Origin of the sequence: Flavobacterium sp. CFBP9031 (genome assembly GCF_034044945.1) — a bacterium.
GTDB lineage: Bacteria > Bacteroidota > Bacteroidia > Flavobacteriales > Flavobacteriaceae > Flavobacterium.
Genome location: NZ_JAXCWF010000008.1, coordinates 267,596 through 278,646, shown reverse-complemented (window position 1 = coordinate 278,646; position 11,051 = coordinate 267,596). Strand labels below are relative to the sequence as shown.

Below are 11,051 nucleotides of genomic sequence, written 5' to 3'. Positions count from 1 at the left end.
TACACAACGAAGTTTAAATTCACAATTGTACTTGACTTTTCTTTCCATAAAAATGCCCCCAAATAGTGTCTAACTTTTTGGGGGCAGTTCAAAATAGAATCTCCTTTTTTGTTTGTGTTTAAGCTTCTGAAAAAAAAACTTAGTATCTTAGAACCTCAGAACCTTAGCATCTTAAAAAAATCACTCTTTCGTTACCACTATCGACGCTTTAAAACCTGCTGCTAGATTATCCCAGTAATCATTGGTTACTAGATTGCCTTTATCGTCGTAAACTTGTATTTCTGCTGTGTTTCCTCCAAGCGTTCCTATATTTAAAGCTTCAAAATCTAATTTATTAAAACCTTGTCCAAGATTGATTTTTACTTGCTGGAAATTGGAATCTAGCAAAATTCGGTCTCTTACCACAACTTCATTGCAAGATACTTTTACTAAATCGCCATCAATTGCTCCAAAATCTCGAAACTTCACTATAAAATATTCTGATTTCGTTTTAAAATCACCCAACGAAATATTCCTCTTTACCAACACGCCGCGTCCTTCTCGTAAACCAGCATCTTTCAAACTTTTATCTAAATCTTTTTCCATTTTTGCTACATATCGGTCACCGGGATTAGCAAAATCGGTTTCAGTAGACATGGTAAATTTGCTTTTTTCTTCTCCAATCTGAAATTTTGATTTTGGAGTTATAGTAGTATTTTCAAAAACATTTGGCGTTTTAATTGCCGGCATATCATTAAAATCTGCCTGCGGGTCTTTGACTTCAGGAATCGGAGTCTTTTTGGGCTTTGTAGTAAACTTTCCCCCTGGAATTGCTTTGAATTTAGTATTAGACTCAATTTGAGCTGATACAGATATCGCAGTAAAAAATAATATGAAAAATAAAATGTGCTTCATTGAAAAAAGTATTATCGAATCGCCTTTTATAATTAATATAAATCAAAAGTCCAGCTTCACAAAAATAGTATAATTTAGTTAGGTGCTGCAACTTTAGGAGTTTTATAACATTAAATTAAGCTAATTTTTGGAATCAAAAAACCTGCCAAAATTTTTTATTTCATAAAAAATAAATTTCAATTTTAGAAATTACAAATTCCAAAGACTTACTTTTTAAAAGCATATAGCATTTTGATTATTAACAACTTATTCTTACCTTGAAGACTTTATTTACCATTTATAAATCACAGCAAAATGGATTATATTGATTACTACAAAATATTGGATGTTACAAAATCGGCTACCGAGGCAGACATCAAAAAGGCCTATAGAAAACTGGCTAGAAAATATCATCCCGATTTAAATCCGAATGATAAAGAAGCCGAGAAAAAATTCAAAGAAATAAATGAAGCAAACGAAGTTTTAAGCAATCCTGAAAATCGAAAAAAATACGATAAGTACGGTAAAGACTGGAAACATGCTGAAGAATTTGAAAAAGCAGGCTACGATCCGAACCAGCAGCAAAGCAGACAGCAAGGCGGTTATCAATATTCTGAAGGCGATTTCTCTGGTTTTGGAGATGGAGAATATTCTGGAAGCGATTTCTCCGATTTTTTCAATTCGATGTACGGCGGAGGAAGAAGCAGATCGCAATCTAAATATAGAGGCCAGGATTTTAATGCCGAACTGGTATTAGATCTAGCAGAAGCTTACACAACACATAAACGAAACTTGTCTGTAAACGGCAAAAATATACGAATTACGATTCCGGCTGGTGTAGAAAACGGGCAGATTATCAAAATTCCGAATCATGGCGGGCCAGGTGTAAACGGCGGACCAAACGGCGATTTGTACATCACTTTTATCATTTCTAATAATTCAGATTTTAAACGTGAAGGAAATAATCTGTATGCTGAGGCGCCAATTGATTTGTATACGGCTATTTTAGGAGGAGAAACGTATATCAATACTTTTGATGGAAAAGTAAAAATTAAAGTTCCAGCAGAAACACAACCGGGAACCAAAGTGAAACTGAAAGGAAAAGGATTTCCTGTTTATAAAAAAGAAAATCAATTTGGTGATTTATACATCACTTATACCATCAAAATTCCAACAAAACTTTCTGATAAGGAAAAAGAGTTATTTGAAGAATTAGCAAAACTTAGAAAGTCATGAAAAATAAAAACTTAATACAGATCAAACAGTTTTGTATCTATCACGAAATTGAAAACACCTTTATTACCGAACTTAATAATTATGGTCTCATTCATATTATTACAGAAGAAAATGACGAATTTCTAGAACCAGAACAGCTTCCTACAGTTGAAAAAATGATTCGAATGCATTACGATCTCAAAATTAATTTAGAAGGAATTGACGCCATTGCAAATCTTTTAAATAAAATTGAAGCCTTGCAGCAAAATTTAAATACGGTACAAAACAAGCTTCGCCTTTACGAAGAAAAAGAAACCGAATAACGATTTATATCACAAAAAAGCTTGAATTTCTGAATTGATTTCAAGCTTTTTTTTATTCCTTTCAGAACCATAATTCTTAAATTGCAGCATCTTTAATTAACCTGAATTTGCTTTTAAAATGTATAGACAAATTCGCAAAAAACTAAAAAAATGAAAAGAGAAAACATCTTAACCGGATCGCCGTGGGAAGACAAAATGGGATATTGCCGTGCCGTAAGAATTGGCAATATTGTTGAAGTTTCTGGAACTGTAGCCATTGTTGACGGTGAAAAAGTAAAAGCTGATGACGCTTATGCTCAAACCTATAACATTCTGGAGCGAGTTGAAAAAGTTTTAGAAGATTTAAATGTGGGGATGAAAGATGTGATTAGAACTAGAATTTTTACTACCAATGTTTCTACTTTTGAAGAAGTGGCAAGAGCACACTCTGCTTTCTTTAAAGATATAAAACCAACAACAGGATTTTATGAAATCAGTAAACTGGTTGCTCCAGAATATTTGGTTGAAATAGAATTTACTGCTGTTGTTCAGTAATTTTTTATAGCCACGAATTCACGAATTTTCATTATTTTTTTTCTTTTGCCAGAGATTAATGGATTTAAAATATTTTTTTATCTTTTAATTCGTGAAAATTCGTGAAATTCGTGGCAAACTTTTAGAATTCATTAATGACTTCCTTAAATCCAAAACATTTTCTGCTTTCTCTTCCAAAATGGATTCTTATCTGTGTCTTAATAGGCATACTTTCAGGTTCTGCATCTGCTTTCTTTTTAGTTTCTTTAGAATGGGTGACACAATTTAGAATTCAGCATAACTGGATTATATGGCTTTTGCCTTTCGGCGGATTTCTGGTGGGATTGAGTTATTATTATTGGGGAGAATCAGTTGCAAAAGGAAACAATCTTTTATTGGAAGAATACGAAAATCCTAAAAAAGTTATTCCGTTTAAAATGGCTCCTTTAGTACTTTTAGGAACATTATTAACACATTTATTTGGAGGATCTGCAGGACGAGAAGGAACTGCGGTACAAATGGGAGGCGCAATTGCCGATCAGTTTACAAAATTCTTCAAACTTGATAATTCAGAACGAAAAATTCTGATTATTCTCGGAATCAGTGCAGGTTTCGCTTCTGTTTTTGGAACTCCTCTTGCGGGAGCTATTTTTGCTTTAGAAGTTTTATACTTCAGTAAAATTAATTTTAAAAGCATTTTACTTTCTTTTTTAGTGGCTTATGCGGCCTATTTTACTGTAGAATTCTGGGAAATAAAACATACACATTACAGTATCCCTGTTGTTCCAGAACTTAGTTTAAACAATATTATTTTCACTTTAATTGTTGGAGTTTTATCAGGATTTGCAGCATTATTATTTTCTAAAAGCACACATTTTTGGGGTTCACTTTTTTCGAAAAACATTAAATATCCTCCGCTTCGTCCTGTAATTGGTGGAGTCGTTTTGGCTATTGCCATTGCTGGTTTCGGATTTACAAAATTCTCTGGATTAGGAGTTCCTGTAATTGTCGATTCTTTTTCGAATCCAAACCAATGGTATGATTTTCTGCTAAAAATTTTATTTACCGGATTCACATTAGGAGCTGGTTTTAAAGGAGGCGAAGTAACGCCGCTATTTTTTGTCGGTGCGACTTTAGGAAGTACTTTATCGACCGTAATTCCAATGCCGATTGCGCTTTTAGCAGGAATCGGATTTGTTGCTGTTTTCTCGGGTGCAACCCACACTCCTATTGCCTGTACGATTATGGGAATGGAATTATTCGGAATTGCTCCTGGAATTTTCATCGCAATTGCCTGTACAATTGCTTATTTTTCTTCTGGTTCTGTCGGAATTTACAAATCACAGATTGTAAAAGGGGCTAAATATAAATTATACCAAAGGTTAAATTCCAATTTTTAAAATCTCAAATTCCAAACTGTGATGAAAACTGAGAACTGCAACTGAACACTAAAAACTGACCACTGACTACTGTAACTGGTCACTAAAATTATTTTCAGCATTACATTAAAAAAATGTAAATTCGCACACTATGAAAATACAAGATATTCAAGCGATTCAATTATTACTCGCCACTCCAAAGAAAATTGTCATCATTCCGCACAGAGGACCAGATGGCGATGCAATGGGATCAACGTTAGGTTTATACCATTTTTTAATTAAAAACAATCATCAGGCAACAGTAATTGCTCCGAATGATTTTCCTAATTTTTTAGCTTGGCTTCCAGGATCTGAAACCGTAAAAATATTCGAAAAAGAAACCGAAATCTGTACACAGATTTTAGAAGAAGCTGAAATCATTTTCACACTTGATTTTAATGCTTTTCACCGTACAGGCGAAATGGAGCATACTTTAGCAAAGCTAAAAGCGACTTTCATTATGATCGATCATCATCAAAAACCTGATGATTATGCTACCTATACCTATTCAGACACTTCATACGGATCTACTTGCGAGATGGTCTATAACTTTATCACTTTCTTAAATAAAAAAGAAGATATTGACAAAACCATTGCAACTTGCATTTACACAGGTATTTTAACCGATTCTGGTTCTTTCCGTTTTCCTGGCACAACAGGAAATACACATAGAATTATAGCTGAATTAATTGATTTAGGAGTTGAAAACACTCAGATTCCTGTATTACTTTTTGACAATAGCTCTTTCAGCAGATTACAATTATTAGGACGTGCTTTGCAGAACATGAAGATCCTTGAAAATCATAAAACTTCATATACGACGTTAACACAAGAAGAGTTAGATTCTTTTAATTATGTTAAAGGTGATACCGAAGGAATTGTTAATTATGGCTTAAGTATAAAAGATATTGTTTTTACTGCTATTTTTATCGAAAATAAAGACGAAGGGATTATCAAGATTTCATTCCGTTCGCAGGGAGGCTTTGATGTAAATCAGTTTGCTCGAGATCATTTCAACGGTGGCGGACATAGTAATGCAGCTGGCGGAAGATCTGAAGTTTCGATGCAAGAAACAGTTAATAAATTTGAAGATTTAGTAAAAAAACTAAAATTATAGTCCAAATCATGAACTACCTAAAACTTAGCATTTACACTTTGCTTTTTACAGTTTTGTTAAGCAGCTGTAAGCATCATGAAGAAGCCAGAAGACCCATTTCTAGTGCTTCGGGAACATTCATGAAAAAATCGGCTGACCGAAACAAAAAATTAGTGGCAAACGAAGAAGATGTCATTAAGAAAATAATCAAAAGCAATCCGAAAGTAAAATATTATGCTACTCCAAAAGGCTATTGGTTTTATTATGACGAAAGAAATACAAATGAAACTGCAGCTCCAAGAAAAGGAGATATTGCTTACTTTAATATGGAAGTAAAAGATATAAAAGGCAATGTCATTTATTCTGAATCAGATCTTGGTCCTCAAACTTACTATGTAGACAAACAAGACATTATGATGGGGCTTCGCGACGGAATAAAAAGAATGCATAAAAACGAAACTGTTACGTTTTTATTTCCATCGCATATGGCTTATGGGTATCACGGAGATAATAAAAAAATTGGCACAAACGAATCTCTAATCGTTACAGTAACGCTTAGAAATTTTGTTCCAGATCCTACGGCACAAACAGCAAAACCAGCTGCTCAGCCATCAGCCGTAACGCCAAAACCTGCAGTTGCAAAACCTGTAGCGCCAGCTAAAAAAGATACATTACATTAACTCAATAAAAACAACATCTTAAAATGAAAAAGAGTATTTTATTATTACTAATAGCCGTAGGCTCATTTTATTCTTGTAAAGATGACCACAGTAATCTTCCTGATGGTTTATATGCCGATATCGAAACAAACAAAGGTCACATCATTGTAGAGCTTGATTACAAAAAAGCACCTATTACAGTGGCTAACTTTGTGACTTTAGCTGAAGGTAAAAACGAGTTTGTAACGCACGAACAATTAAAAAAGAAACCTTTTTTTGACGGTTTAAAATTCCACCGAGTAATTGAAAGTTTCATGATTCAAAGTGGTGATCCATTAGGAACTGGTTCTGGAGATACTGGATATAAATTTAAAGATGAATTTTCAGATTTAAAATTTGACAAAGCTGGAGTTTTAGCAATGGCAAATAACGGACCTGGAACAAACAGCAGCCAGTTTTTTATCACTCACGTAGAAACTCCTTGGTTAGACAACCTACATACTATTTTCGGTCATGTGGTAAGCGCAAAAGATCAAGAAGTAGTAAACAAAGTTGTTCAAGGAGACAATATCGTTGCTGTAACTATTATTAGAAATGGTGAAGCAGCGAAAAAATTTGATGCTGCAAAAGTATTCCACGACTATTTTGCTGACATTGCAAAAGAACAACAAAAATATGCTGGAGCTCAAAAAGAAAAAGTAGATTATTACGCTTCTCTAAAACCAAAAGCAACTAAAACTACAAGCGGTTTAGAATATGTAATTACAGAAAAAGGAGGTGGCAAGAAACCTGCTATTGGAAGTCAAATTTACATTCACTACGCTGGTTTCCTTGAAAACGGAACTTTATTTGACACTAGCATTGAAGAAGTGGCAAAACCATTCGGGAAATTTGATCCTGCAAGAGCAGCGCAAAACGGCTACCAACCAATTCAATTTCAAGCTGGTAAAAAAGATGGTTTAATTCCTGGTTTTATTGAAGGAGTTGAGCAATTGTCTTATGGAGACAAAGCAGTTCTTTTTATTCCATCGCACTTAGCTTATGGAGCAACTGGTGCTGGAGGTGTAATTCCGCCAAACGCTAATATTATTTTCGAAATCCAGATTTCAGACAAACAGTAATTGAATTAAAGACTTAAAATTTTAAAAGCAATGAAATTTAAATTTCTATTTTTATTTTGCTTAGCAATAGTAAATATACAAGCTCAAACTAAAAAGCCTGCTACAAAACCAGCAGCGAAACCTACAACTACAGCAGCTGCTGCGGCAAATCCTGGCGACGGGATTTTCGCTACAATTTCTACTACAAAAGGAGACATTGTTCTTTCTTTAGAGTATGTAAAAGCACCTGTTACAGTAGCAAACTTTATTACTTTGGCAGAAGGTACAAATCCTAACGTTAAAGCATCTCTTAAAGGAAAACCATTTTACAACGGATTAAAATTCCATAGAGTAATTAACGATTTCATGATTCAGGGTGGTGATCCAGAAGGAAATGGTTCTGGAGGTCCAGGATATTCTTTTAAAGATGAATTTGTAGACGATTTAAAATTCGAAAAAGGCGGGGTTCTTGCTATGGCAAATTCTGGTCCGGCAACAAACGGAAGCCAGTTTTTCATTACACACAAAGATACTCCTTGGTTAAACGGAAAACACACTATTTTTGGCCACGTAGTGTCTGGAATGGATAATGTAAATAAAATAGTTCAAGACGATGTAATGACAAAAATTGTTATTACACGCAAAGGTGCTGCTGCAAAGAAATTTGATGCTCTAAAAGTTTTAAGCGATGATGTAAAAAAAGAAGCGGCTAAAAAAGAAGAAGCAAAAAAAGTAATAACTGCAAAAGCAGCTTATTTTAAAGACTTAAAAGCAAAAGCAACTGCAACAGCTTCTGGTTTAAAATATGTAATCACTCAAAAAGGTACTGGCGTTAAAGGTGCTGAAGGTTCTAACATCTATTTTCACTACGCTGGGTATTTTGAAGACGGAAACTTATTTGACAGCAGCATGGCTCCAGTAGCAAAAGCATATGGAAAATATGATGCCAATAGAGATGCGCAAGGCGGATACAAAGCGTTTCCTTTTACAGTTGGTAAAAAAGAGGGAATGATTCCTGGTTTTCTTGAAGCTCTTGATATGATGACAGACGGAGAAAAAGCGACTTTCTTTTTACCTTCAAATTTAGCGTATGGCGAAAAAGGTGCTGGCGGAGTGATTCCTCCAAATGCTACTTTGATTTTTGAAATTGAAACGTATCAAAACCAGCCTAAGTAATTAGAAAAGAGAAGATTTATTCTTTATAGATATAAAAAGCCATCAGAATTATTCTTGATGGCTTTTCTATTTTTTGCCGTTTATCTTTTTAAAGAATTCTTATTTTAAGCCTTTAAAAATCAATTCTATTGCAATTAAATCATTATTTTCAACATAGTACAAGAGAATCCTAAACAAAATAGCTTACCTTTGCCGGCTTAATTTTTTAAAAACAGATAATTTATGACGTCGCAAAATAATGTATTAAAGGGTGTTTTTCTTGTTGCTTTGGGAGCAACTACTTACGGAATGTTGGCAACTTTTGTAAAAATGGCCTATTCTGAAGGATACACAACTGCAGAAGTAACGACCTCACAGTTTATATACGGAATTCTAGGTATTCTTGCAATCAATCTTTTTCAGCGTATTAAAAACAAAAACAAACCTGCCGTAAAAGCATCTCGTAAAAATATTTTCAATTTAATGCTTGCTGGAACTTCTTTAGGAATGACAAGCTTATTTTATTATTTGGCGGTAAAATACATTCCTGTTTCTATCGGAATCGTTTTATTGATGCAAACCGTTTGGATGGGTGTTTTGCTTGAAATGATTTTAGAAAAAAAACTGCCTTCAAAACAAAAGGTCATTGCGGTATTAATAGTGCTTTTTGGAACTGTTTTAGCCACTAATATTATCAATAACGATATCGAATTAGACTGGAGAGGTTTAGTTTGGGGAATGCTTGCTGCTGCATCTTTTACTACAACTATGTTTACTGCCAATAGTGTAGCAACCGAAATTTCTTCTGCTCAAAGAAGTCTTTATATGCTTTTAGGAGGCGCTGTTATTGTATTTTCGTTTGCTTTTGCAACACAGGTTACGGCCTTTAATATGGAAATCTTCCTTAAATGGGGAATTGTATTATCCTTATTTGGTACCATAATTCCGCCACTTTTAATGACTGCAGGTTTTCCGTTAACTGGAATTGGACTAGGAAGTATTGTTTCTGCCCTAGAACTGCCAGTTTCTGTAATGATGGCGTATGTTTTATTAAACGAAAAAGTAATCTTTTCTCAATGGGTCGGCATTGTATTGATTATTCTGGCCATAATTATTATGAATGTAAATTTCAAGTCAAAAAAATAGCCCAAAATACATACTTTCAAAAAAAGAAGTCTTGTAATGCAATAATTGTTAATTTTTTTATAAATTCGTGATAAACAATTAAATATCATGATTTTACCTTGGCATTTATATTTAATGGCTTTCCTTTATATTCTTGCTGGTCTAAATCATTTTAGAAAACCTGGAATGTACATAAAAATCATTCCGCCCGCATTTAAAAACCCCAAATTAATAAATATTTTAAGTGGTGCTTCTGAGATTATTCTAGGCATCTTTCTAATCCTGCCTTTTACAACACAAATTGCCGCCTGGGGAATTATAATGCTATTAATTGCTATTTTTCCTGCCAATTTGTATATGTTTCAAAATAAAAAAGCAGGATTTGGTTTACCATTATGGATTTTATTTGTACGTTTGCCCTTACAAATTGTTTTAATTTATTGGGCTTACCAATATACATTCTAACATTAACCATTTAAATTATTTTATTATGAAAAAATTATTTGCAGAGTTCTTTGGAACTTATTGGCTTGTTTTTGGTGGATGCGGAAGCGCAATTTTTGCAGCGGGAATTCCAAATTTAGGAATCGGATTTGCTGGTGTTGCGCTTGCTTTTGGTTTAACAGTACTTACAATGGCCTATGCTGTTGGCCATATTTCGGGCGGCCATTTTAATCCCGCTGTTTCTTTTGGTTTGTGGGCTGGGGGAAGATTCTCGGCAAAAGATCTTATTCCGTACATCATTGCACAATGTGTTGGAGCTGTTGCGGCAGCAGGAACTTTATATACAATAGCTTCTGGAAAAGCTGGTTTTGCAATTGACAGTACAAAAGCTGGAGCCTTTGCATCTAATGGTTTTGGAGCTTTTTCTCCTGATGGCTATTCCTTACAGTCTGCTTTCATTGCAGAATTTGTACTTACATTATTCTTTTTATTAGTGATTTTAGGAGCAACTGATAAATTTGCAAATGGCAGATTTGCAGGAATCGCAATCGGTTTGGCGTTAACTTTAATACACTTAATCAGTATTCCGATTACGAATACTTCTGTAAATCCAGCGAGATCTTTATCTCAAGCCATTTTTGTTGGCGGAGAGCCATTATCACAGGTTTGGCTGTTTTGGGTTGCCCCTATTCTTGGTGCATTAGCCGCAGGTTTTCTTTATAAAACACTGCTTCAAAATCACGCAGAAGCATAATAACTGAAAAAAGAAATCAAAACATCATCAAAAAAATAAAAATATGGAATTTTTATATTTCTTACTTATAGGTGCCATTTCTGGATGGCTAGCGGGTCAAATCTGGAAAGGTGCCGGATTTGGTTTAATTGGCAATATTATTGTCGGAATCATAGGCGGATTTATCGGAGGATGGATTGCTGGAAAACTTGGCATTGGAGGCGGCGGCCTTCTGTGGCAGATTCTGATTGCTGTAGCAGGTGCGTGGGTTTTATTATTTATAATCAGCCTCATCAAAAAATAATATCCTAAATAATAATTTCTAAAGAGAAAATCAGATATATTTATATTTGGTTTTCTCTTTTTTATTGGAATAAAACCGAAAGAAATCTTTAAT

At 34.2% G+C, this 11,051-nt stretch carries 13 protein-coding genes; 12 read left to right on the top strand and 1 reads right to left on the bottom strand.

The annotated features are described in order from the left end of the window. Positions 1-180 precede the first annotated feature (180 nt). Entirely contained in the window at positions 181-894 is a 714-nt protein-coding gene (locus tag SOM12_RS15320; protein WP_320494070.1) for a hypothetical protein, read from the bottom strand. A gap of 294 nt (positions 895-1,188) precedes the next feature. Here SOM12_RS15320 and SOM12_RS15315 point away from each other — a divergent pair, with 294 nt between their 5' ends. The 12 genes from SOM12_RS15315 to SOM12_RS15260 all read left to right on the top strand — a co-directional run bounded on the left by SOM12_RS15315 (position 1,189) and on the right by SOM12_RS15260 (position 10,958). After that, positions 1,189-2,109 carry a DnaJ C-terminal domain-containing protein gene (locus SOM12_RS15315; protein ID WP_095929907.1) on the top strand — a complete coding sequence of 307 codons (921 nt, stop codon included), beginning with the start codon at positions 1,189-1,191 and terminating at the stop codon, positions 2,107-2,109. Beyond that, positions 2,106-2,411, top strand: a complete 306-nt coding sequence (locus tag SOM12_RS15310; protein WP_095929906.1) for a chaperone modulator CbpM — start codon at positions 2,106-2,108, stop codon at positions 2,409-2,411. Before SOM12_RS15315 ends, SOM12_RS15310 begins: the two co-directional genes overlap by 4 nt. A 150-nt stretch (positions 2,412-2,561) precedes the next feature. After that, a complete protein-coding gene (locus tag SOM12_RS15305) occupies positions 2,562-2,945 on the top strand; it encodes a RidA family protein (RefSeq protein ID WP_095929905.1) in 384 nt (127 codons plus the stop codon). A gap of 134 nt (positions 2,946-3,079) precedes the next feature. After that, positions 3,080-4,324 carry a voltage-gated chloride channel family protein gene (locus SOM12_RS15300; protein WP_320494069.1) on the top strand — a complete coding sequence of 415 codons (1,245 nt, stop codon included), beginning with the start codon at positions 3,080-3,082 and terminating at the stop codon, positions 4,322-4,324. Positions 4,325-4,454: 130 nt separating this feature from the next. Continuing rightward, positions 4,455-5,459 (top strand): DHH family phosphoesterase, encoded by a 1,005-nt coding sequence (locus tag SOM12_RS15295; protein WP_095929903.1) that lies wholly within the window; start codon positions 4,455-4,457, stop codon positions 5,457-5,459. 8 nt (positions 5,460-5,467) lie between these two features. Beyond that, positions 5,468-6,118: a gliding motility-associated peptidyl-prolyl isomerase GldI gene (gene gldI, locus SOM12_RS15290; RefSeq protein WP_095929902.1), complete on the top strand. Its 651-nt coding sequence runs from the start codon at positions 5,468-5,470 to the stop codon at positions 6,116-6,118. A 23-nt stretch (positions 6,119-6,141) separates the two neighbouring features. Further along, complete coding sequence (locus SOM12_RS15285) at positions 6,142-7,218, top strand: peptidylprolyl isomerase (RefSeq protein WP_095929901.1); 1,077 nt, start codon at positions 6,142-6,144, stop codon at positions 7,216-7,218. 30 nt (positions 7,219-7,248) lie between these two features. Beyond that, positions 7,249-8,373 (top strand): peptidylprolyl isomerase, encoded by a 1,125-nt coding sequence (locus SOM12_RS15280; protein ID WP_320494068.1) that lies wholly within the window; start codon positions 7,249-7,251, stop codon positions 8,371-8,373. Between the two features lie 222 nt (positions 8,374-8,595). After that, a complete protein-coding gene (locus SOM12_RS15275; protein ID WP_320494067.1) occupies positions 8,596-9,498 on the top strand; it encodes an EamA family transporter in 903 nt (300 codons plus the stop codon). 87 nt (positions 9,499-9,585) lie between these two features. Beyond that, a complete protein-coding gene (locus tag SOM12_RS15270; RefSeq protein ID WP_095929898.1) occupies positions 9,586-9,942 on the top strand; it encodes a DoxX family protein in 357 nt (118 codons plus the stop codon). Positions 9,943-9,967: 25 nt separating this feature from the next. Beyond that, the gene (gene aqpZ, locus SOM12_RS15265; RefSeq protein WP_250835351.1) at positions 9,968-10,675 is read left to right on the top strand and encodes an aquaporin Z; all 708 of its coding nucleotides are present in this window, start codon (positions 9,968-9,970) and stop codon (positions 10,673-10,675) included. Between the two features lie 43 nt (positions 10,676-10,718). Continuing rightward, complete coding sequence (locus SOM12_RS15260) at positions 10,719-10,958, top strand: GlsB/YeaQ/YmgE family stress response membrane protein (protein ID WP_095929896.1); 240 nt, start codon at positions 10,719-10,721, stop codon at positions 10,956-10,958. The last annotated feature ends 93 nt before the right edge of the window (positions 10,959-11,051 follow it).

What these genes read in the sequence shown, in the direction of transcription:
- SOM12_RS15320 (WP_320494070.1), bottom strand. Translation starts at nt 894, where the DNA reads ATGAAGCACATTTTATTTTTCATATTATTTTTTACTGCGATATCTGTA.
- SOM12_RS15315 (WP_095929907.1), top strand. Translation starts at nt 1,189, where the DNA reads ATGGATTATATTGATTACTACAAAATATTGGATGTTACAAAATCGGCT.
- SOM12_RS15310 (WP_095929906.1), top strand. Translation starts at nt 2,106, where the DNA reads ATGAAAAATAAAAACTTAATACAGATCAAACAGTTTTGTATCTATCAC.
- SOM12_RS15305 (WP_095929905.1), top strand. Translation starts at nt 2,562, where the DNA reads ATGAAAAGAGAAAACATCTTAACCGGATCGCCGTGGGAAGACAAAATG.
- SOM12_RS15300 (WP_320494069.1), top strand. Translation starts at nt 3,080, where the DNA reads ATGACTTCCTTAAATCCAAAACATTTTCTGCTTTCTCTTCCAAAATGG.
- SOM12_RS15295 (WP_095929903.1), top strand. Translation starts at nt 4,455, where the DNA reads ATGAAAATACAAGATATTCAAGCGATTCAATTATTACTCGCCACTCCA.
- gldI (WP_095929902.1), top strand. Translation starts at nt 5,468, where the DNA reads ATGAACTACCTAAAACTTAGCATTTACACTTTGCTTTTTACAGTTTTG.
- SOM12_RS15285 (WP_095929901.1), top strand. Translation starts at nt 6,142, where the DNA reads ATGAAAAAGAGTATTTTATTATTACTAATAGCCGTAGGCTCATTTTAT.
- SOM12_RS15280 (WP_320494068.1), top strand. Translation starts at nt 7,249, where the DNA reads ATGAAATTTAAATTTCTATTTTTATTTTGCTTAGCAATAGTAAATATA.
- SOM12_RS15275 (WP_320494067.1), top strand. Translation starts at nt 8,596, where the DNA reads ATGACGTCGCAAAATAATGTATTAAAGGGTGTTTTTCTTGTTGCTTTG.
- SOM12_RS15270 (WP_095929898.1), top strand. Translation starts at nt 9,586, where the DNA reads ATGATTTTACCTTGGCATTTATATTTAATGGCTTTCCTTTATATTCTT.
- aqpZ (WP_250835351.1), top strand. Translation starts at nt 9,968, where the DNA reads ATGAAAAAATTATTTGCAGAGTTCTTTGGAACTTATTGGCTTGTTTTT.
- SOM12_RS15260 (WP_095929896.1), top strand. Translation starts at nt 10,719, where the DNA reads ATGGAATTTTTATATTTCTTACTTATAGGTGCCATTTCTGGATGGCTA.